Raw genomic sequence first — 22,009 nt, 5'->3', positions numbered from 1 at the left:
GTCCCTTTATTTTTGGCGGCGGGAAAGATCAAAACGGGACAGTTTTGCGGATCGCGGCGATGAGGATCTGTGCGGCGGTAGAGAGCTGAACGTCGCTACGGGTCAAAATGCCAATGGGTTCGCCGGATCCTTGCGACGGTATCGGTAATGACACCAGTGTGGCCTGGCGTAAATCTTCCCGCACCGCGCCTGACGGCACAAACCATACGTAGTCGTAATCCACTGTCAACTGGCGCGACAGCGATGCCGACAGCGTTTCAATACAACCTCGTGGCAGTTCACACCCCTGGCTTAGCAGCAGGGCTTCCGCATGCTGCCTCGGCGCTGTACCTTTTGGCGATACCACGACCGGCCACTCCATCACCCGGCTTAGCGTGATGGTTTCCTGCAACAGCGGGTGGTTAGGGCGTACTACCAGCTTGAGCGACTCGAGAAATAATAATTCGTAGTTTAGCCCGACCATGAGTTCCGCATCGGCCATCCGGCCAATGCCGAGATCGATTTCCCCGGATTTTAACCCAGCGAGGATCATCGGGTTACTCATGGTGGCAACTTGCAGCGTGGTCTCCATTTGCTGCTTGTGGAACGGACCAATGACGGCGGGAAGAATACCCAGTGCAGCCGTCGGTAGTGCTCCGATGCGCACGACATCATTATGTGCTTCTTCCCGACGATTTAATGCCTGACCGGCCGTATTGAGCGCGTCCAGCACTCTTACCGCATGGGTAAGAAACTGTTCGCCGGGTAGCGTTAACTGCGCACCAAGGCGACCGCGCTCGAAGAGGCGTGTCCCGGTCAGTTGCTCCAGTTCGTTGAGTGTTTTGGAGAGAGCCGGTTGACTCAGGTTTAGGGTTTCAGCCGCGCGCCCCAGCGTCCCCTGTTGGGCAACGGCGACAAAAGTGTGAAGATGGCGCAAGCGAATACGCTGATTGAACAGAACATTTTTTTCCATAAGCGATGTTAAAAACAGAGCCGTATCGGTAGCAAGTAAAGTTGTTGGTTTTTGATAACCTGATAGCAAAATATTATTAACATTTATCGTATTTTACTTACAACTGATTTATTTTGCTTATGTTTTGTACTGCCTGACTGCGCAGCGGGATCATGGAAGGGAATGTACCCGATCGGTATACTTTGGCTATTGTTCTCTTCACATTACAAGGCACTGATTAATGATACATGTCATAGGGCACCTTAATCCCGATAGCGATGCCATCTGCACCGCCGCGATGACTGCGCGCTGGTTAACCTTACGCGGCCAGCAGGCGACGGCATGGCGCGCGGGTGAACCTAACCGTGAAACGCAATTTATCTTTGAGCACGCGGGACTCTCGATGCCCGAACTGCTGACGTTTCCGTTGACCGACAGCGATGTCTGGCTGGTGGATTTTACTGAACCCGCTCAGGGTCCAGACTCTCTGGCTGAGAGTAATGTCGTTGGTATTATCGATCATCACCGCCTCGGCGGTTTGATGACGCGTTTACCGCCGGAAGTGTGGGTGAAACCGGTCGGCAGTAGCGCGACGCTGTTATGGCAACTAATGTCGGAAGAGGAGCGTCGCCAGATCTCTTCCTCCGAGGCCGTGTTGCTGCTGGGGGCCATTTTGAGTGACACTGTCACGCTACGCTCACCTACCACTACGGCAGACGACTGCCAGGCGGTGGACGCGTTGGTCGAAAAAACGGGAGTTGATCGGGAGGCATTCTGCCGCGACCTGCTATCAGCTAAAACCAGCGTGGAGGGGATGAGCGCCCGGCAACTTCTCAATAAAGATTGCAAAACGTTCACGATTCATGGGCTCCAGGTTTGCGTGGCGCAGCTCGAGCTTTACGCACTGGATCAGGTGGCGCCGGTGCTGGACGATTTGCGTGCGGAAATGGTGCGCTATGCTGAGGAACGCCACGCTGCGCTGGTCGTGCTGATGCTGACGGATATCAACAAAGGCGACACCAGCCTGTGGTTTGCCGGAAAAGAACTGACAGATATCGCGCAGCCCTGCAAGGTTGAAGGGATGCTGAGTCGTAAAAAACAGATGCTGCCGTGGCTGGAAAACCATTTGAAACCACGCCAGTAAGCACCGTTCATCGTCTACGCGGGTGGGGGGAATTCATGCGGGATCACAGTTTGTAAATTCTTCCCACCGGACTCGGTAGCGTTCTCTACACTCCAGGTAATATTCACTGGAGGCATGACATTATGGCGAACACCATCACGGCAGATGAGATTCGGGAACAATTTTCGCAGGCAATGTCAGCAATGTACCAGCAGGAAGTCCCGCAGTACGGCACGTTGCTGGAACTTGTCGCTGATGTGAATCTGGCGGTACTGGAAAATAATCCGACGCTGCATGAAAAACTGGCCAATGCGGATGAGTTAGCGCGTCTTAACGTTGAGCGGCACGGTGCGATCCGGGTAGGGACCGCGCAGGAACTGTCCACGCTGCGGCGGATGTTTGCCATTATGGGCATGTACCCGGTCAGCTATTACGATCTCTCCCAGGCGGGCGTTCCCGTCCATTCCACGGCGTTTCGCCCCATCGATGATGCTTCGCTTTCGCGTAATCCGTTTCGGGTGTTTACCTCGCTATTGCGTCTCGAGTTGATCGATAACGTAACATTACGCCAGCGGGCTGCGGATATTCTCGCAAAACGCGATATTTTTACGCGCCGTTGCCACGAATTACTGGATGAGTTTGATGCGCAGGGTAGTTTTACATCTGCCCAGACTCAGGAATTTGTGCATGAAGCATTGGAAACCTTCCGCTGGCATCAGCACGCTACGGTAGATGAAGAGACCTATCACGCGCTACACAACGAACATCGACTGATTGCTGATGTGGTGTGTTTCCCCGGTTGCCACATCAACCACCTGACGCCACGCACGCTGGATATCGACCGTGTGCAGTCGATGATGCCGGGATGTGGCATTGAACCGAAAATCCTTATTGAAGGGCCGCCGCGTCGCGAGGTGCCTATTCTGCTGCGCCAGACCAGCTTTAAAGCGCTGGAGGAGGCGGTGCTGTTTGCCGGTGAAATGCGTGGTACGCATACCGCACGTTTTGGCGAGATTGAACAGCGTGGCGTGGCGCTGACCCCAAAAGGCAGGCAGTTATATGATGAACTTCTGAGTCACGCGGGAACGGGTAAAGACAACCTGACGCACCAGCTGCATCTTCAAGAGGTGTTTAAAGCCTTCCCTGACAGTGAGTTTTTGCTACGCCAGCAGGGGCTGGCCTGGTTCCGCTATCGACTAACGCCGTCGGGCGAGGCGCATCGTCAGGCGATCCGACCGGAGGATGACCCGCAGCCGCTGATCGAACGAGGCTGGCTGGTGGCTCAACCGATCACCTACGAAGATTTCTTACCGGTGAGCGCTGCGGGCATTTTCCAGTCTAATCTGGGCAATGAAACCCAGGCGCGCAGTCATGGTAACGCCAGTCGGGATGCGTTTGAACAGGCGCTGGGCTGTGCGGTTTATGATGAGTTTGTGCTGTATCGGGAGGCTGAAGAGCGCAGTAAACGGCGCTGTGGTTTACTTTAATGGAATTTACACGGGATTCGGTCTGTTCCCATCGACATAATATATTTTCGATTTTGTACAGATAATCGGCGACCAACAATTGGATTATTAATGAATTTTGTCTAGAGTGAGCGGTCAGAAATGTGCACTCTCTTGCCGCAGATTTTGACCGGCGCGGGACCATTCACACGACCAGAAGGACTTACTTTCAGGCATGAATCGTAGACGATTTATTAAAGGTTCAATGGCAATGGCCGCCGTGTGCGGAACCAGTGGTATTGCATCACTCTTTTCCCGTGCCGCCTATGCGGCAGAGTCTGACATTGCAGACGGAAAAACCGTACGTTTTGATTTTTCCGTACTGCAATCAATGGCCCATGATTTGGCACAAAAACCGTGGGGCGGTGCGCCGCGCGCGTTGCCGGATACGCTGGCGAAACTCACGCCTCAGGCTTACAACAGTATTCAGTACGACGCCGAGCAGTCGCTGTGGAATAACGTTGAAAATCGTCAGCTGGACGCGCAGTTTTTCCATGTCGGCATGGGGTTTCGTCGCCGCGTGCGCATGTTCTCGGTTGATGACAGTACGCATCTGGCGCGTGAGATCCACTTCCGCCCTGAACTGTTCAAATACAACGATGCGGGCGTAGATACCAAACAGCTCGAAGGGCAAACCGATCTCGGATTCGCTGGTTTCCGCGTGTTTAAAGCGCCAGAACTGGCCCGTCGTGATGTGGTTTCTTTCCTCGGTGCCAGCTATTTTCGCGCCGTCGATGACACCTATCAGTACGGTTTGTCAGCGCGTGGCCTGGCGGTGGATACCTATACCGACAGCAAAGAAGAGTTTCCTGACTTTACCGCGTTCTGGTTCGAAACGGTCAAACCGGGCGCGACCAGCTTTACGGTGTATGCGCTGCTCGACAGCCCAAGCGTAACCGGTGCGTTTAAATTTGTGATCCACTGTGAGAAAACGCAGGTGATCATGGATGTGCAGAACCATGTCTACGCCCGTAAAGACATCAAACAGCTCGGCATTGCGCCGATGACCAGCATGTTTAGCTGCGGTAATAACGAACGTCGGATGTGCGATACCATTCACCCGCAAATCCATGACTCCGACCGCCTGGCAATGTGGCGCGGCAACGGGGAGTGGATCTGCCGTCCGCTGAACAATCCACAAAAACTGCAGTTCAATGCCTACACCGATAACAACCCGCGCGGCTTTGGCCTGTTGCAGTTGGATCGTGACTTCTCCCACTATCAGGACATCATGGGCTGGTACAATAAGCGCCCAAGCCTGTGGGTCGAGCCGCGTAACCAGTGGGGCAAGGGGACCATTGGCTTGATGGAGATCCCAACCACCGGTGAAACGCTGGATAACGTTGTCTGCTTCTGGCAGCCGGAGAAGGCGATCAAAGCCGGTGACGATCTGGAGTTCAAATATCGCCTGTACTGGAGCGCACAGCCACCGGTACGCTCACCGTTGGCGCGTGTGTTGGCAACCCGCACTGGCATGGGAGGATTCCCGGAAGGGTGGGCACCGGGCGAGCATTACCCGGAAAAATGGGCGCGCCGCTTTGCCGTTGACTTCGTCGGTGGCGATCTGAAAGCCGCTGCGCCGAAAGGTATTGAGCCGGTGATTACGCTCTCAAGCGGCGAAGCGAAGCAGATTGAAATCCTCTACGTTGAGCCGATCGATGGCTATCGTATTCAGTTTGACTGGTATCCGACCTCTGACTCAACCGAACCGGTAGATATGCGCATGTTCCTGCGTTGTCAGGGCGATGCGATCAGCGAGACCTGGCTGTATCAGTATTTCCCGCCAGCACCGGATAAACGTCAGTACGTTGACGACCGCGAAATGCGTTAATCGCACGGTCTGTGTCTCTCCTGAAGGGGAGTCACAGACCTCATCTCTGCTGAAACATTCTGTACGCTATTTACTCGATCCTGTTCGCATTTTTCCCTATGTCAAATGGGTAAGCTGAAGGTGTGTATTTCTTATACACGCTTTTTGTCCACTAACAGGGAGAAAGTATGTTTCCAGAATACAGAGACCTCATTTCCCGACTGAAATCCGAGAACCCTCGCTTTCTGTCTTTATTCGAAAAACACAACAGCCTTGATCATGAGATTTCCAGACTGGAAGGTTCGGATGGTCGGGGATACAGTTTGGATATTGTTCGCCTGAAGAAACAGAAACTTCACCTGAAGGAAGATCTGCTCAAAATCCTGCAAAAAGAGAGTGTCAGTGAGAGCTAAATAGTACGGCTCTCACTGTGTAAAAGGGCTTTCCGCAAAAAATGGGAAGCCCTTCCTGTCTAAGACTTAATCGACCATAACCCGTTTGTTCGTCGCGCCCCATAGAATCGACATTTCGGTGAACAGCGCGCCGCTGATTTCTTCCACTTCCTCTGCGCTAACCTGTGCCTTGCCCTGTTTACCGAACAGCACCACCTCATCACCAGAGGTCACCAGCGGCAAATCGGTCACATCGACAATCAGCGTATTCATTGACGTTTTACCCAGCACCGGTACCCGCTGGCCGCGGATCAGCACATGTCCTGCGTTGCTGAACACGCGACGATAGCCGTCAGCATAACCTGCCGGAATGTTAGCGAGAACGGAATCGCGTTTGAGTGTATATGTACGGTCATAGCCGACGGTATTACCTTTCGGGTAATGGTTTACCGACGCAATCGATGATTTAAACGTCATCACGCGTTTGTATTCTGTGCTGGCGATGGTATCACCATAAAAAATTCCGCCAACGCGCACCAGATCCAGCCATGATTCACGCACGGTCAGCGTGGCGAAGGTATTGGCCACATGCAACGTCACGTCTTCGCGCTTCAGTCCGGTAATCTTGAGAACCTGGGCTGATTGGATATTGAAGCGGGCCAAATCGCGCTTGACCACCGCGGCATCTTCTTCCGGGAAATGCGACATGATGCCGACAATTTTCAGTCCGGGTAAGGCCGAAATAGCGCGGGCTTCTTCCAGTCCGGCCGCCGTGCTGACTTCCAGACCGTTGCGCGACATCCCGCCAGAGTTTAACGCCAGATGAATACGGATGGTTTTGCCTTTCTCCTGAGCAATGGCGCTCAGACGTTTCGCCATGTCCAGATTGCCAATCAGCTCCTCAGTATCAAAATCTGCCGCCTGACGCATCTCTTTTTCCGTGGCATTACGCACGCGCATCAGTTGTGATGTAAAACCGGCCTGACGCACGATGCTGATTTCTTCATTACTGGCGACGCCAATACACTGCACGCCGTTTTGCATCATCACCGGCGTGACGAGAGACAGGTCGTGCCCGTACGCATCGCCTTTGAGAATGGCGCACAAGCGAGTTTTATCTCCCAGCAACTGCTGAACTTTGTGGATATTATATTCCAGCGCGCTGCGGGAGATCTCAAGGGTGGTATTATCCACCACCACCTGCTTGCTAACCGCATAAGGCACGGGACCGGTCTGCGAGGTGGGAACGGGTTGGTGACAGGCGGTGATCAGAAACAACGGGATAAGTGCTAAACGACCCAAAGGTGCTGCCATGCTTGCTCCTTAGCAAAAAAATAGCGGTATTATTGTCATCATTGCGGATCATCCCCATGAGGATGCCCGGTTAATCAGAGTAGCGGGTTCAGCGCGGTAGATTGTCGCTAAGTGATTGCTGTTACAGCATAAAAGTATGATGTCCGGGGTGATAAATAGATTAATATCTGCGGATGCCAGTCAGAAATGCCCCGTTAACGAAAGTGAAGGAGATAAACATGCCAGAAGTCATCCCCGTCAGCGACACGCTGGAACTGCGGGCAGTCGAAGAGCAACACGTCACGCCATTGCATCAACTGGTACTCAAAAATAAGCGCTGGCTGCAGCAGTCGCTGAACTGGCCACAGTTTGTCGAATCCGAGGATGACACACGCAAGAACGTGCAGGGCAATATGATGCTGCACCAGCGCGGCTACGCCAAAATGTTTCTGATTTTTGAACAGCAGAACGTGGTGGGGGTGATCTCGTTTAACCAGATCGAACCGTTGAACAAAGCTGCCTATATTGGTTACTGGCTGGATGAAGAACATCAGGGGAAAGGCATACTGTCCCAGGCGCTACAGGCGTTTATTCAACATTACGCGCAGCGCGGTGAGATCCGCCGTTTTATCATTAAATGCCGGGTAGATAACCGTGAAAGCAATCAGGTCGCACAGCGCAATGGTTTCCTGCTGGAAGGTTGTCTGAAGCAGGCGGAGTTCCTCAACGGTGAGTACCATGATGTGAATCTCTACGCCCGTATCATTGATTGCGCCTCAGAATAAGCCTGCCAGAGGCGTGCGGGTAATACGTTGCTCGCCGTTGATCACTTTCGGGCCGCGCAGATGAATTGCGTCGCCCTCAAAGGCCTCGATGCAAGCCTGGCCGGTAACCTCAATGTGATGTTCGATCAGCACTTCGCCCTGGATACAGGCGTGGCCTTCAATGAGAATGCGATCGTCAAGCAGGATTGGGCCACCGCGTAGGCGCGCATGCCCCCCAACCAGCACGTGATGCTTCAGGACGCAGTTACCCTCGATCACGGCGTGCTCCGCCACCTGTGAGCTGTAGCGCAGGGTAGGAATGGCATCTTCATCAGTTCCGGAGGTAACCTGAGCATGGCCGTAAACTTTCGCGCAATCGCAGATCCAGACGTTATTTTCTTCATTGCCTTCTATTCGCGCAAAATCAAAAACTTCTGCGCGGTGTTCGATAAAGGCATAATTGACGACAGCGTCGCCATAGATTTGCGCCTGATGCACCACGCGCGAGTTGCTGACGGTTGCGCGGTCATAAATGTGCAAAATCTGGTCGCTTTCACGGGTTAATCCTTTGGCGGCAATGATTTCTGAACCACTCAACACGCGAGCCTCACCGGAAAGGAGGCACTCCCCACGGACAGTCGAATCTTTGATCGTGACGTTGTCACGTATTTCTGCGCCATGGCTGATTTCTGCCTGGTCAATCCATGCGTTATCGCCAATTTGCGTCCCCTCTCTGATCACGCTTGCACGGGTAATGCGGGCGTTGCCGGAGATAACCGCCCCGGCAAAGGCGATGGCATTCTCATCGTAAATCCAGCAATCACCGTTTTGCGCCAGCACGCTTTCGTCGTCAATCCAGCCGCCTGGCGTACCGGCTTGCACATCATTAAAGTCGGTGAGGGCGATGACCTGGTGTAGCAATACGTTTTTTTTGTGGCCATTATCCTGATAACTGAAGGAACGTGGCTCATCGCTCAGACGGTATTTGGTCATAAAGAATTTCCCAGTTGCGCACCTTAGTTAAACGTAGCAAAGTTTTCAGCACTGGCTAAACAGCCGTAAATTCCATAAAATGTATTTCAAATATACTTTATAAAATAAACAAAATGAGTAATAACAAATACAGTGAGCGAGTTCTTAATCTTCCGGCCGGTTATTTTGGCATGGTACTGGGAACCATCGGGATGGGTTTTGCCTGGCGATATGCCAGTCAGATATGGCCGGTGAGTTACTGGATAGGTGACGGTCTGGTGATCCTCGCGATGGTCATTTGGGGGCTGTTGACGCTGGCATTTATGACCCGTCTGGTGCGTTTTCCCCACAGCGTGCTGGCGGAAATACGCCACCCGGTGATGAGCAGCTTTGTCAGTCTTTTCCCTGCCACCACCATGCTGGTGGCGATTGGTTTTGTACCCTGGTGCCGGCCCTTAGCCGTGGTCTTGTTTGGTATTGGGGTGGTGATCCAGCTGTCGTACGCAGCCTGGCAAACGGCAGGGCTGTGGCGGGGTTCTCATCCGGAAGAAGCTACCACGCCGGGTTTGTATCTGCCGACCGTGGCCAATAACTTTATCAGCGCCATGGCCTGCGGCGCGCTTGGTTACACTGATGCCGGGCTGGTGTTTCTCGGGGCGGGCGTCTTCTCCTGGTTAAGCCTTGAGCCGGTTATTCTGCAGCGTTTACGCAGTTCTGGTGAACTGCCGGCGGTATTACGTACCTCGCTGGGTATTCAACTGGCTCCGGCGCTGGTGGCCTGTAGTGCCTGGCTCAGCGTCAACGGTGGCGAAGGCGATACGCTGGCAAAAATGTTGTTCGGCTATGGCCTGCTGCAACTGCTGTTCATGTTGCGCCTCATGCCGTGGTATCTGTCTCAGCCGTTTAATGCATCATTCTGGAGCTTCTCGTTCGGCGTCTCGGCGCTGGCAACGACGGGGCTGCATTTAGGCCACGGCAGCGAGTCAGGTTTTTTTCATACGCTGGCGATCCCGCTGTTTATTTTTACCAATTTTATCATTGCGCTATTACTGATACGCACGTTTGCATTGCTGATGCAGGGAAAACTGCTTATTCGCACGGAGCGTGCAGCATTACTGAAATCTGAGGATAAATAATGACCCGTTGTGACGAAAACTACTTTACTGAGAAATATGATTTAACCCGCACGCATTCCGATGTTGTCGAGGCGGCAAAAATTGTTACGCCAGGCAAAACATTAGATTTAGGCTGTGGGAATGGTCGTAATAGCTTGTACCTGGCGGCTAACGGTTATGACGTGACGGCGTGGGATAAAAACCCAATGAGCATTGCCAACCTTGAGCGCATTAAAGACGCAGAAGGGCTGACCAATCTGCACGCTGAGGTAGCGGACCTCAATGCGTTACGCTTTGACGGTGAATATGATTTTATTCTTTCCACCGTGGTGATGATGTTCCTCGAAGCAAAAACTATCCCGGGCTTGATTGAAAATATGCAACGCTGCACCAAACCGGGCGGATATAACCTGATCGTCGCGGCAATGGATACCGATGATTTTCCGTGCACCGTTGGGTTCCCGTTTGCGTTTAAAGCCGGAGAATTACGCCGCTATTACACCGGATGGGATCTGCTGAAATATAACGAAGATGTGGGTGAACTTCATCGTACGGATGAGAACGGCAACCGTATTAAACTGCGCTTTGCAACAATGTTGGCGCGTAAAGCTGGTTAACCTACCCATTTGTGATAAGCCTTTCTACGTTCAGCATTTTTTTTGTGCTGAACGTTAAGATAACGTTAAGATAAAATTGTGCGGTCCTTACCATTTTTAGTGCATCCAAAATGATTCTGATTTGCTATTCTTTTCAGGCACCATTGCGAAAACTAAAGGGACCGTTTCATGCGTACTCAAACTTTATTTAAAGTTGCAGTGCTTACTGGCCTGTTGGCATTATCTGGCTGTGCATCAAAAGTGACTCAGCCGGAGAAATACTCTGGGTTTTTAAAAGACTATTCTGGCCTGAAGGAAACTAAATCAGCAACGGGGCAACCGGTGCTTCGTTGGGTTGACCCTAGCTTTAATGAATCTAAATACGACAATATCGTTTATAACCCGATTACGTATTATCCGGTTCCTAAACCAACCACTCAGGTTGGACAACAGGTTCTTGATAGGCTGCTGAGCTATACCAATACTCAAATGAAAACCTCCATTGGTAAGCGTAAGCCGCTGGTGACAACGCCTGGCCCACGTACTTTGATTTTCCGCGGGGCGATCACTGGTGTTGATACCAGTAAAGAAGGGCTGCAATTCTATGAAGTGGTTCCGGTTGCACTGGTTGTTGCCGGTACACAAATGGCAACAGGGCACCGCACCATGGATACCCACCTCTATTTCGAGGGTGAGTTGATCGATGCGGCAACCAATAAGCCGGTAATTAAAGTTGTCCGTAAGGGCGAAGGCAAAGATCTGAATAACGAAAGTACGCCGATGGCGTTCGAAACGTTGAAGAAAGTTGTTGATGACATGGCGACAGATGCCTCCATGTTTGACGTAAATAAAAAGCAATAATGAAAAACGCACCGTCTGCTTTCTGCGGATGGTGCGATTTTTTCAGGCAACCCGGCGGCGGTACAGCAGTTTCCCCATCAGCACTTCCGGGCGGGTGAACATCACCAGATTCCCCAGTAAAATCAGCACTAATCCGGCAATGGCATTAATCTGCCAGACATACCCCTCATACAGCGTGGACAGCGTCAGTGCCACCAGTGGAAAAAGCAGCGTGCTGTAGGCCGCCTTGCTGGGACCGATACGTCCGACCAGCGTGAAATAGGCGCCAAAGGCAATCACCGAACCAAAAATTGCCAGATACAACAGCGCGCTAAGATAACTGAAGGTCCACTGAGGTGTGAAGTTGTCGCCGCGCACCAGCGCAATGATAGCAATCAACACGGTGCCGTATAACATCGCCCAGCTGTTGGTGGTCATCACCTCGAGGCCATTTTTCTGATGGCGCAGGCTTATCATGTTGCCCAGTGAGAAACCAAACGTGCCGAGGGCGCTCAAGCCAATGCCCAGAAGCAGTGAATGATTTAACCCGCTGTTGACTAAATCTTGCCAGAACAAGGTGACGATGCCTGTCAGGCCCAGTCCGGCGGCGACATAAAAACGTCGCGGCGGTTTTTGACCAAAAAACAAGTAGCTATTAACCGCGTTGAACAGGACTGCCATTGAGAAAATAACCGATTCGAGTCCGGTATTGATCCATGCGGCGGCAGTGTAAAAACACCAGAAGTTAAAACAAAAAACGCAGCCGCCTTGTAACAAACAAAACAGATGGTCACGTGCGGAAAGCTTACGCAATTTTCCGCTGACCAGCAGAATGACTATCATCATCGTGCTGGCAACGGCAAAGCGCCAGAAGATAGAAACAGGGGCGGCAACCGGGCCTTGTTGCAGGTAAATGGCAATCCATGTCGTGCCCCATATCACCACTACCAGACTGTACAACAGTGCGTTCATACATCGCTCTCATTTTGCCTATTCAAAGGCAGACTGTGCCACGCCACTTCCGAGGGCGCTTTCATCCGATTGCGGGAGACTTGCAAAATCTTGCGCTTTTTTTTATGCAAAGCGGAAAAGAGGGCTGTTAACACCCTGTTGCTGAGATAGACTGAAAGTCTGCTCACAACGTCTTTTGAAAGTGATGGTATGCCACAGCCCTACGATGCCTTTGAAAACTTACGCAAACATAATGCCGTGCTGCATGAATCGGTTGCGTTACATTCTGGGATCCAGCTGGCGGCGTGGTCGAACAAACGCGATACCATCACCCAATATTGCGATCACCATACGCTCAGTTTGTATGTGGCAGATGGCTATGAGAGTTACCACAAAACGGCGGGCGGCTGGAAGAACGGCGGCGGCCCGGACCGCTTCTGCCTGATGCCCAAAGAGAGTGAATCCAGCTGGGATATCCGCGACGATCTGTCGTTTGTGCATCTCTACTGCACCGACGCGCATTTGCGTGAGGTGGGGGAGAAAGTCTGGGATAAGAGCCCTTATAGCGTCACGCTGGACGAACATACTTTCGGCAGCGATCCGGGGATCACCGCTGTGTACCGCCAGTTTCTACTTGGTAATGACTGGCAACAGCCTGCTAACCATCTCACGCTGAGCGCCGCATCTTCGCTGTTATTAACGCACCTGATCCAGCATTACAGTAACGTACAATGGCGACCGCCGGTGGTGACGGGCGGACTCGCGCCTGTCACCTTGCGTAATGTGCTGGCCTATATCGACGCGCATTTGGCATACCCCATCACCCTGAGCGATTTGGCAGGTGAAGCGGCGTTGAGCGATTTTCACTTCGCCCGAATGTTCCGCCAGTCGATGAACATGGCGCCCCATCAATATGTAATGCAGCGCCGTATGGCGCTGGCGCAGCAGCTGGTTTGTTACTCTTCCCGCAGCTTGTCTGATATCGCGATGGCCTGCGGGTTTAGCTCCGCCAGCCACTTCAGCAACCGTTTTAAGCAGGTGACGGGCAAAACGCCCTCGCAGCTACGTGCGGCGCGCTAATCTCAGCACCGTGTAGCACACCCCTCCGGCAATTAATCCCCAAAATGCAGAGCCAATCCCCAGCAGCGTCAAACCACTGGCGGTGACCAGAAAGGTGATAATCGCCGCGTCACGCTCAGCTTCGTGATGCAGCGCCTGATACAGGCTGCCGCTAATCGCCCCCAGCAGCGCCAGACCGGCAGACCCCCCCCGCGGCGGCGGCCGCTAACCAGCGTCGCTGGGCGTCCGGGTGCGCTTCCGGGCTTTGGCATATCGCGGCGGTGATGGCGGCAATACAGATGGAGTAGACGCCAAACGGGGAAAACAACAGGGCCAGCAGGCCGGTGAACACGATCAACGGCGAAACGGGTAATGAATAGCCGGAGGCCTTCATGGTGGCAATGCCGGGAGCATTTTGCGAGGCCATGGTGACCAGAAACAGCGGCAGAGCAACACTGATGCTGTGGGCGAGGGAAAAGTGGGGGGCGATAAATTCCGGCATCACCGGTGAGAGAGTGATGTTGTTAGTGACAACGTCACCTTTTATCAAGGCAATCATTATTCCCACCAACATCGCAGCAATGACCGCGTAGCGCGGGGCGACAACTTTGAGCACCAACCACGCCAGCAGCATGCTGCCGCACAGGAGCAGCTCGTTGTTCAAACTATTAAATGCCTGTAGGCCAAAACGCAGCAGGATCCCAGCCAGCATCGCTGACGCCAGCGAGTGAGGGATGACTTGCATCAGTCGGGCGAACAATCCCGTCACGCCGCACAGGACAATCAGCGCATTGGCGACAATAAATACGCCAATTGCCTCCTGAATAGTGACACCCTGCAGACCGGTGACCAGCAGCGCTGCACCGGGCGTTGACCACGCGGTTAATATCGGCGCACGGTACCATAACGTTAATGCCAGCGTACTGACGCCCATGGCGATGCCCAGCGCGGTCATCCAGCCGGCAATTTGCCCGGTAGTTGCCCCGGCGGCTATCGCCGCTTGCCAGATAATCGCCGCTGAACTGGCGTAGCCGACCAGCACAGCAACAAAACCAGACAGTACGGTAGGCAGAGGGAGTGAATATGTGCGCATAGCGGCTCCGTGTGCGTTATAACGGTCGGTCACTGTAGCACTGTGCGCTATAGCGTACAAGTGATAGTCTAGTGCTTTGCCACATGAGATCGAGGGAGATAACGAATGGACAATGTTACCCACTATCTGGCGACCACGCTCAGGGCGTTACGTCAGCAGCGGGAATGGAGCCTTGCACGTCTGGCGCAGGAGACCGGTGTGTCAAAAGCCATGCTGGGGCAGATTGAGCGCAACGAGTCCAGCCCAACGGTGGCGACATTATGGAAAATCGCCACCGGGTTGAACGTTCCCTTTTCGAGCTTTATCACGCCGCCGGAAGCGGAGAGCACGCCCGCATTCGACCCGCAGCAGCAGGCGATGATCGTCACGCCGCTGTTCCCGTGGGATCCACAGCTCTGCTTTGACCATTTTTCGATACTGCTGGCACCGGGAGCGCTTAGCGAATCTACCCCGCATGAGACCGGCGTTATTGAACATGTGGTGGTGATTAATGGCCTGCTGGATATGGACATTGACGGCAGATGGCGAACGTTAAAAACCGGTGAGGGAGTGCGTTTTGCCGGGGATACCGCACACAGTTATCGGAACAGCAGTGAACTGCCGGTTCACTTTCATTCGCTCATCCATTACCCACGGAGTTAATAGGGAAAACTATTTCGCAACGTCGCGCTTCTGACTACAATAGCCGCCATTTTACCGCTTTTGGATGGTAACAACCGTATGCCTCAGCAACCTCATCGTCTTGAATTGTTAAGCCCGGCCCGTGACACCGCGATTGCGCGCGAGGCCATTTTGCACGGCGCAGATGCCGTTTACATTGGTGGACCGGGGTTTGGTGCACGTCATAATGCCAGTAACAGCCTGAAGGATATTGCTGAACTGGTGCCTTTCGCCCATCGCTATGGGGCAAAAATCTTTGTGACGTTGAACACGATTTTACACGATGATGAGCTGGAACCCGCTCAGCGGTTGATTACCGACCTGTATCAGACCGGCGTTGATGCCCTGATTGTACAGGATATGGGGATTCTGGAGCTGGATATTCCGCCCATTGAGCTGCATGCCAGCACCCAGTGTGATATTCGCAGCGTCGAGAAGGCTAAGTTTCTCGGCGATGTGGGGTTTACCCAGATTGTACTGGCGCGCGAGCTGAGTCTGGAACAGATTAGCGCCATCCATCAGGCTACCGACGCGACCCTTGAGTTTTTTATTCACGGTGCGTTGTGTGTGGCGTATTCCGGCCAATGCTATATTTCCCATGCCCAGACCGGGCGCAGCGCTAACCGTGGTGACTGCTCTCAGGCTTGTCGCCTGCCGTATACCCTGAAAGACGATCAGGGGCGGGTGGTGTCATACGAAAAACACCTGCTGTCGATGAAAGATAACGATCAGACCGCTAATCTGGGCGCGTTGATCGACGCAGGCGTGCGGTCCTTCAAAATTGAAGGCCGCTACAAAGACATGAGCTACGTGAAAAATATCACCGCCCATTATCGCCAGATGTTGGATGCGATTATCGAACAGCGCGGTGATTTGGCCCGTGCCTCAGCCGGTCGTACAGAACATTTCTTTACCCCCTCAACGGACAAAACGTTCCACCGTGGCAGCACAGATTACTTTGTCACCGCCCGCAAAGGGGATATCGGTGCATTTGACTCGCCGAAGTTTATCGGCTTGCCGGTAGGCGAAGTGCTGAAGGTAGGTAAAGATTACCTTGATGTTGAAGTGACGGAGCCGCTGGCTAACGGCGATGGCCTGAACGTGTTGATCAAACGCGATGTGGTTGGATTTCGCGCCAATACCGTCGAGAAAACGGGGAACAACCGCTATCGGGTCTGGCCGAATGAAATGCCGGCCGATCTGCATAAAGTGCGTCCGCATCATCCGTTGAATCGTAACCTCGATCATAACTGGCAGCAGGCGTTGACCAAAACGTCCAGCGAACGTCGCGTGGCGGTCGATATTGAACTGGGCGGCTGGCAGGAACAGCTGATCCTGACGCTCACCAGCGAAGAGGGCGTGAGCATCACCCACACGCTGGACGGCCAGTTTGAGGAAGCGAACAACGCGGAAAAAGCGCTGAGCAATTTGCAGGAGGGGCTGGCAAAGCTTGGGCAGACGCTGTATTACGCCCGTGATATTCAGGTGAATCTGCCGGGCGCACTGTTTGTGCCGAACGGTCAGCTTAATCAGCTGCGTCGTGACGCCGTTGAAATGCTGGACGCAGCGCGACTGGCCAGTTACCAGCGTGGCCGCCGCAAACCGGTAGCCGACCCGGCCCCGGTTTACCCGCAAACGCATCTGAGTTTTCTGGCAAACGTCTATAACCATAAAGCGCGCGCGTTTTATCACCGTTATGGTGTTCAGCTGATTGATGCTGCTTATGAAGCGCATGAGGAAAAAGGCGAGGTACCGGTGATGATCACCAAGCACTGCCTGCGTTTTGCCTTTAATCTATGCCCAAAACAGGCCAAAGGTAACATCAAAAGCTGGAAAGCGACGCCAATGCAGTTGGTCAACGGTGACGATGTGCTGACGCTGAAATTTGATTGCCGACCGTGCGAAATGCACGTCATCGGCAAGATGAAACATCACATTCTGAAAATGCCGTTGCCGGGCAGCATCGTGGCTTCCGTCAGTCCGGATGAACTGATGAAAACGCTGCCGAAGCGTAAAGGCTAAGCGTTAACTTTGATGGGTATCGGGTTTGCGCGATTTTTGCCAGTGATGGTGTTCGCGGAGATCGGCGGCGGATTCTTCCGCCGTCATACGCAGTTCATCGCTGTCAGCCGTGTGACGTAATAAGTGATCGGCATCCTGCACCTGAAGATATTCATGTCCCTGATTAGTAGCGAAAAGCTGGCCAGAAAAAAGCGCACTGCTCAGCAATAACACCGTTAACCCTTTCTTAAACATCATTCACCCTCTGGTACGTTTTAACAAAAATTGCGGTAATTTCGTCTTGTGACTATTTCATTATTTAATCGAGTTAAAGGCAATCGATGTTTCATCAATTCGCCGGTTATTGCATTTTTGTTTATATAACGTTGGGATTTTAGCTGTCGGGTAACGCTACGCTACCCGACCAATATGAATGCAGACTCAGGACTTAAAACCTGCTGCCGTCATCAGCACACGGAAGGCCATGCCAACAGCGGCCAGGGCCAGCACGCTGCCGCCCCACAGGATCGCCAGCCACATCAGGCGTTTCCAGATTGATTGTTGCATCAATGATACCCCTCACCAGGTTGAACTTTGCCGCGAAAAACGTAATAGCTCCAGAAGGTGTAGACGAGGATTATTGGGATAATCAACAAGGCACCTACCAGCATAAAGCCCTGACTTTGTGGCGGGGCTGCCGCCTGCCAGAGGGTGATGGACGGTGGAATGATATGCGGCCAGATGCTGATCCCCAGTCCGCTGAAACCGAGGAAAATTAGCCCCAGCGTCAGGATAAACGCCAGTGCATGGCTGTGCTGCTGGCCCAGCGAACGCCACAACCACAGGCTGATCAGCGCGACCAGGAGTGGAACCGGCATCAGGAACCACAGGTTTGGCAGGCTAAACCAGCGATCGGCAATGGCGCTGTGCGCCAGCGGTGTCCACAGGCTGATAATGGCAATGACGACCAGCAACGCCAGCAGCAGTTTTTTGGCGGCGTTGCGCATTTTATCCTGTAGTGGATTTTCGCTTTTCATCACCAGCCATGTCGCACCCAGCAGCGCATAGGCCACCACCAGGCCCACGCCGCAAAACAGCGTGAAAGGGGTGAGCCAGTCGAAAGGTCCGCCGCTGTAGCTGCGTCCGCTGACTGAGAATCCATTAAGCACCGCACCGACGACAACGCCCTGGGTAAAGGTGGCGAGGATTGAACCGCATATAAACGCTTTATCCCAGAATGGCCGGTGTGCGGGCGTTGCTTTGAAACGAAACTCAAAGGCCACACCGCGAAAAATCAGGCCGATTAGCATCAGGGTTAAGGGGATGGTCAGCGCATCGACGATCACCGCGTAGGCCAGCGGAAAGGCACCAAACAAGCCTGCGCCCCCCAGCACCAGCCAGGTTTCATTGCCGTCCCAGACCGGCGCGACGCTGTTGACCATCACATCGCGATCGTCGGGGTCCTGAATGGCCGGAAATAAAATGCCAATCCCAAGGTCGAAACCATCCATCACGATATACATCAGGGTGGCGAACACGATGATAACGAACCAGATAACTGATAAATCAATACCCATTAGCGATGTGCCTCCGGTTGAGAATCGAGGACCGCAGCGGAAAGCGGTCGTGCAGGAGTACCCGTTGGCGGACTCGTCGGGTCATCTTCCTGCGGTCCTTTACGGATCAGGCGGATCATGTAGCTGTAACCCACACCGAAGACCGAACTGTAAACCACAAAGAAGGCCATCAGGCTGATGCTCATGTGCAAATCGCCATGTGCGGAAACCGCATCCGCCGTCCGTTGCAGGCCGTAAACAACCCACGGCTGACGACCAACTTCGGTGGTCACCCATCCGGCCAGAATGGCAATCAGACCGGAGGGTCCCATCCATAGTGCGAAGCGCAGGAAAGGACGCGAGGTATACAGGCGTTGTTTGTAGCGCAGCCACAGGGCAAATGTGCCGAGCAAGATCATCAACATCCCCAGTCCCGCCATAATGCGAAACGACCAGAACACCATGGTGGAGTTAGGACGATCTTCTTTCGGAAATTCTTTCAGAGCCGGAACTTGTTTATCCAGACTGTGGGTCAAAATCAGGCTGCCCAGCGCGGGTATTGCCAGCCCGTAGCGGGTGCGCTCCTGTTCCATATCCGGCCAGCCGAACAGCAACAGCGGGGTCGGTTCACCGGACACGTTTTCCCAGTGGCCTTCAATGGCGGCAATCTTGGCGGGTTGATGCTTCAGGGTGTTAAGTCCATGCATATCACCAATCAACGCCTGTAATGGGGCGACGATCAGCATCATCCACAGGGCCATTGAAAACATGGCACGAATTGCCGGCGTATTATTTCCACGTAATAGATGCCAGGCCGCCGACGCCGCGACAAACAGGGCGCTGCTCAGGAAGGCGGCGACGGACATATGCAGTAGACGATAGGGGAAGGACGGATTGAAGATGACGGCAAACCAGTCCACCGGCACGACTTGTCCGTTGATAATTTCGTAACCCTGCGGTGTTTGCATCCAGCTGTTGGAGGCGAGGATCCAGAAAGTTGAAATAATGGTGCCCAGCGCGACCATACAGGTGGCGAAGAAGTGCAGACCTGGACCCACGCGCTGCCAGCCAAACAGCATCACGCCAAGGAATCCTGCCTCGAGGAAGAAGGCGGTCAGTACTTCATAGGTCAGCAGCGGCCCGGTGATACTCCCGGCGAACTCGGAAAAACCGCTCCAGTTGGTGCCGAACTGGTAGGCCATTACCAGGCCCGAAACCACGCCCATACCAAAGTTGACGGCGAATATTTTAGACCAGAAATGATACAGCGAACGCCAGGTGGGATTTTTGGTTTTCAGCCACAGACCTTCAAGCACCGCCAGATAGCTGGCAAGACCGATAGTAATGGCCGGAAAGATGATGTGAAACGACACCGTAAACGCGAACTGGATGCGCGCCAGGTGAAACGCGTCAAGACCGAACATGCTTAACTCCGCAGGCAAAATTGATTTAGCGCAATTCTATGCCTGAGGAACAGTGGGGGGCAGAAACAGAACAGTTCTTTTTAACCATAACAGTTGCTGTGCTGTTATTTGTTAGTGGTACTGATATGAAAACTTCATTTTTTAAACACCCATAAAATCAATTATTTATTCTATTTAAAGCACGCGACGAAAATTGATGCTGTGCAGGCTCGCGGTGTGAGCATGTGGATAACCGCTTTCGTTCACAATGCAGTAAAAACACAATCCCATAACAGTTGTCAGAATGTTGTTAATTTTATTGACTGATATACACTGCGAGCGTCACCTGCATCTGACTCCCGAGAATCATCATGAAAAAATATCAACGGCTGGCGGAACAAATTCGCGATCAAATCGCCTCTGGCGTCTGGCAACCCGGCGATCGTCTACCTTCTTTACGTGAACAGGTGGCGACCAGTGGGATGAGTTTTATGACCGTCGGCCATGCTTATCAGTTGCTGGAAAGTCAGGGGCGGATCATTGCGCGGCCGCAATCCGGCTATTATGTTGCCGCGCGGCCCGAACGTGAGTCGGCAACCCCGCAATCGCAGGTTGTGCGCGATGAAGCGGTCGATATCAACACGTATATTTTTGACATGCTGCAGGCCAGCCGGGATGCTTCGGTGATGCCGTTTGCGTCCGCATTTCCCGACCCCCGTTTATTTCCCCTGCAGCAGCTTAACCGTTCGTTGGCGCAGGTGAGCAAAACGGCGACGGCAATGAGCGTGATTGAAAACCTGCCGCCGGGTAATGCCGAATTGCGTAATGCCATTGCCCGTCGCTATGCCCAGCAGGGGATCACTATTTCGCCGGATGACATTGTGATTACCGCCGGGGCGCTGGAAGCCCTCAACCTGAGCCTGCAAGCGGTGACCGAACCTGGCGACTGGGTGATTGTCGAAAATCCCTGTTTTTACGGCGCCTCGCAGGCGCTTGAAAGGCTACGTTTAAAAGCGCTGTCTGTTGCCACCGACGTCAAGGACGGGATCGATCTCGTTGCACTGGAGCAGGCTTTACAAGAGTATCCGGTGAAGGCTTGCTGGCTGATGACCAACAGCCAAAACCCGTTGGGGTTTACGCTCAGCGCAGAGAAAAAGGCCCATCTGGTCGCGTTGCTGGAAAAATACAACGTGATGCTGATCGAGGATGATGTTTACAGCGAGCTGTATTTTGGCCGTGAAAAACCGCTGCCCGCCAAAGCCTGGGATCGTGGCGACAGAGTGCTACACTGTTCGTCGTTTTCAAAATGCCTGGTGCCCGGATTTCGCGTTGGCTGGGTGGCGGCGGGGAAGCATGCGCGGCGCATTCAGCGGCTTCAGTTGATGAGCACCTTATCAACCAGTTCCCCGATGCAACTCGCATTGGTGGATTACCTCTCTACCCGGCGTTATGACGCGCATTTGCGTCGGCTACGTCGTCAACTGGCAGAACGCAAACAGCAGGCCTGGCAAACGCTGCTGCGCCATCTTCCGGCGGAAGTCAAAATTCATCATAGCGATAGCGGCTATTTTCTGTGGCTCGAACTGCCTGAACCGCTTGATGCGGGCGAGCTCAGCACACAGGCACTGGCGCACCATATCAGCATTGCACCGGGGAAAATGTTCTCGACGTCAGGAACCTGGACACGCTTCTTTCGCTTCAATACCGCATGGCACTGGGGAGAACGCGAAGAGCAGGCCGTGAAACAACTTGGGAAATTAATTCGCGAGATGATGAAATAATAATGAATGGGCTATTCAATATAAAAGAATAGCCCATTCTTATTTTTGAAATAGCACCAGTAAAATCACGATGTTATTTTTTTCAGGTGCAACCATACAAAATATCAATACCTCTAATTATTCCCCTCCGTGCATCTAAGGAAGGTGCGAATAAGCAGGTCATT

The 22,009-nt window shown here is 53.1% G+C and carries 20 protein-coding genes and 1 pseudogene; 12 read left to right on the top strand and 9 right to left on the bottom strand.

Annotated elements, in window-relative coordinates; all coding sequences use genetic code 11:
* Positions 1-28 precede the first annotated feature (28 nt).
* Positions 29-952 carry a LysR substrate-binding domain-containing protein gene (locus FDW88_RS06860; RefSeq protein WP_117342843.1) on the bottom strand — a complete coding sequence of 308 codons (924 nt, stop codon included), beginning with the start codon at positions 950-952 and terminating at the stop codon, positions 29-31.
* A gap of 220 nt (positions 953-1,172) precedes the next feature.
* On the opposite strand from FDW88_RS06860, the gene FDW88_RS06855 reads away from it, so the two are divergent.
* The 4 genes from FDW88_RS06855 to FDW88_RS06840 all read left to right on the top strand — a co-directional run bounded on the left by FDW88_RS06855 (position 1,173) and on the right by FDW88_RS06840 (position 5,782).
* On the top strand, positions 1,173-2,075 hold the full coding sequence (locus FDW88_RS06855; RefSeq protein ID WP_137362269.1) for a manganese-dependent inorganic pyrophosphatase: 903 nt from the start codon (positions 1,173-1,175) through the stop codon (positions 2,073-2,075).
* A gap of 122 nt (positions 2,076-2,197) precedes the next feature.
* Positions 2,198-3,541, top strand: a complete 1,344-nt coding sequence (locus FDW88_RS06850; protein WP_137362268.1) for a VOC family protein — start codon at positions 2,198-2,200, stop codon at positions 3,539-3,541.
* A gap of 193 nt (positions 3,542-3,734) precedes the next feature.
* Positions 3,735-5,390, top strand: coding sequence for a glucan biosynthesis protein D (locus FDW88_RS06845; RefSeq protein ID WP_117342838.1), 1,656 nt, complete (start codon positions 3,735-3,737; stop codon positions 5,388-5,390).
* 167 nt (positions 5,391-5,557) lie between these two features.
* On the top strand, positions 5,558-5,782 hold the full coding sequence (locus FDW88_RS06840) for a YdcH family protein (RefSeq protein ID WP_003833168.1): 225 nt from the start codon (positions 5,558-5,560) through the stop codon (positions 5,780-5,782).
* A gap of 66 nt (positions 5,783-5,848) precedes the next feature.
* Here FDW88_RS06840 and alr read toward each other — a convergent pair whose 3' ends face one another.
* Positions 5,849-7,075 (bottom strand): alanine racemase, encoded by a 1,227-nt coding sequence (gene alr / locus FDW88_RS06835; RefSeq protein WP_137362267.1) that lies wholly within the window; start codon positions 7,073-7,075, stop codon positions 5,849-5,851.
* Between the two features lie 218 nt (positions 7,076-7,293).
* On the opposite strand from alr, the gene rimL reads away from it, so the two are divergent.
* Positions 7,294-7,839: a 50S ribosomal protein L7/L12-serine acetyltransferase gene (rimL, locus tag FDW88_RS06830; RefSeq protein WP_137362266.1), complete on the top strand. Its 546-nt coding sequence runs from the start codon at positions 7,294-7,296 to the stop codon at positions 7,837-7,839.
* On the opposite strand, the gene ydcK is transcribed toward rimL, so the two are convergent.
* Positions 7,831-8,811: a YdcK family protein gene (gene ydcK / locus FDW88_RS06825; protein ID WP_137362265.1), complete on the bottom strand. Its 981-nt coding sequence runs from the start codon at positions 8,809-8,811 to the stop codon at positions 7,831-7,833. The genes rimL and ydcK overlap by 9 nt on opposite strands.
* Positions 8,812-8,924: 113 nt before the next feature.
* Here ydcK and tehA point away from each other — a divergent pair, with 113 nt between their 5' ends.
* From tehA to FDW88_RS06810, 3 genes are all read left to right on the top strand, one after another.
* The gene (gene tehA / locus FDW88_RS06820) at positions 8,925-9,926 is read left to right on the top strand and encodes a dicarboxylate transporter/tellurite-resistance protein TehA (protein ID WP_137362264.1); all 1,002 of its coding nucleotides are present in this window, start codon (positions 8,925-8,927) and stop codon (positions 9,924-9,926) included.
* Entirely contained in the window at positions 9,926-10,522 is a 597-nt protein-coding gene (gene tehB / locus FDW88_RS06815) for a tellurite resistance methyltransferase TehB (RefSeq protein WP_117342834.1), read from the top strand. The genes tehA and tehB overlap by 1 nt, the downstream gene beginning before the upstream one ends.
* 168 nt (positions 10,523-10,690) lie before the next feature.
* Complete coding sequence (locus tag FDW88_RS06810; protein WP_115258444.1) at positions 10,691-11,362, top strand: DUF3313 domain-containing protein; 672 nt, start codon at positions 10,691-10,693, stop codon at positions 11,360-11,362.
* A 42-nt stretch (positions 11,363-11,404) separates the two neighbouring features.
* Here FDW88_RS06810 and FDW88_RS06805 read toward each other — a convergent pair whose 3' ends face one another.
* Complete coding sequence (locus FDW88_RS06805; RefSeq protein WP_137362263.1) at positions 11,405-12,313, bottom strand: DMT family transporter; 909 nt, start codon at positions 12,311-12,313, stop codon at positions 11,405-11,407.
* Between the two features lie 189 nt (positions 12,314-12,502).
* Here FDW88_RS06805 and FDW88_RS06800 point away from each other — a divergent pair, with 189 nt between their 5' ends.
* Positions 12,503-13,372, top strand: a complete 870-nt coding sequence (locus FDW88_RS06800; protein ID WP_115258445.1) for a helix-turn-helix domain-containing protein — start codon at positions 12,503-12,505, stop codon at positions 13,370-13,372.
* Here the strand turns inward: FDW88_RS06800 and FDW88_RS06795 are convergent.
* Positions 13,355-14,444, bottom strand: a pseudogene (locus FDW88_RS06795) (benzoate/H(+) symporter BenE family transporter). The gene FDW88_RS06800 and the pseudogene FDW88_RS06795 sit on opposite strands and share 18 nt — an antisense overlap.
* A 105-nt stretch (positions 14,445-14,549) precedes the next feature.
* Between FDW88_RS06795 and FDW88_RS06790 the strand changes: the two are divergent.
* Both FDW88_RS06790 and FDW88_RS06785 read left to right on the top strand, forming a co-directional pair.
* The gene (locus FDW88_RS06790; RefSeq protein WP_115258447.1) at positions 14,550-15,086 is read left to right on the top strand and encodes a helix-turn-helix domain-containing protein; all 537 of its coding nucleotides are present in this window, start codon (positions 14,550-14,552) and stop codon (positions 15,084-15,086) included.
* Positions 15,087-15,164: 78 nt separating this feature from the next.
* On the top strand, positions 15,165-17,126 hold the full coding sequence (locus tag FDW88_RS06785; protein WP_117342829.1) for a U32 family peptidase: 1,962 nt from the start codon (positions 15,165-15,167) through the stop codon (positions 17,124-17,126).
* 3 nt (positions 17,127-17,129) lie between these two features.
* On the opposite strand, the gene FDW88_RS06780 is transcribed toward FDW88_RS06785, so the two are convergent.
* The 4 genes from FDW88_RS06780 to FDW88_RS06765 form a co-directional block, all read right to left on the bottom strand.
* A complete protein-coding gene (locus FDW88_RS06780; RefSeq protein WP_117342828.1) occupies positions 17,130-17,360 on the bottom strand; it encodes a DUF2554 family protein in 231 nt (76 codons plus the stop codon).
* Between the two features lie 186 nt (positions 17,361-17,546).
* Positions 17,547-17,672: a DUF2474 domain-containing protein gene (locus tag FDW88_RS06775; RefSeq protein WP_137362262.1), complete on the bottom strand. Its 126-nt coding sequence runs from the start codon at positions 17,670-17,672 to the stop codon at positions 17,547-17,549.
* Positions 17,672-18,682: a cytochrome d ubiquinol oxidase subunit II gene (gene cydB, locus FDW88_RS06770; protein WP_115258450.1), complete on the bottom strand. Its 1,011-nt coding sequence runs from the start codon at positions 18,680-18,682 to the stop codon at positions 17,672-17,674. The genes FDW88_RS06775 and cydB overlap by 1 nt, the downstream gene beginning before the upstream one ends.
* A complete protein-coding gene (locus FDW88_RS06765; protein WP_117342827.1) occupies positions 18,682-20,085 on the bottom strand; it encodes a cytochrome ubiquinol oxidase subunit I in 1,404 nt (467 codons plus the stop codon). The genes cydB and FDW88_RS06765 overlap by 1 nt, the downstream gene beginning before the upstream one ends.
* Before the next feature lie 350 nt (positions 20,086-20,435).
* On the opposite strand from FDW88_RS06765, the gene FDW88_RS06760 reads away from it, so the two are divergent.
* Positions 20,436-21,845, top strand: a complete 1,410-nt coding sequence (locus tag FDW88_RS06760) for a PLP-dependent aminotransferase family protein (protein ID WP_137362261.1) — start codon at positions 20,436-20,438, stop codon at positions 21,843-21,845.
* The last annotated feature ends 164 nt before the right edge of the window (positions 21,846-22,009 follow it).

Source organism: Citrobacter sp. wls829, from assembly GCF_005280825.1.
Lineage (GTDB): Bacteria > Pseudomonadota > Gammaproteobacteria > Enterobacterales > Enterobacteriaceae > Citrobacter > Citrobacter gillenii.
Note: the sequence above shows the minus strand (reverse complement) of the source record. Positions and strands in the feature narration are given on the sequence as shown.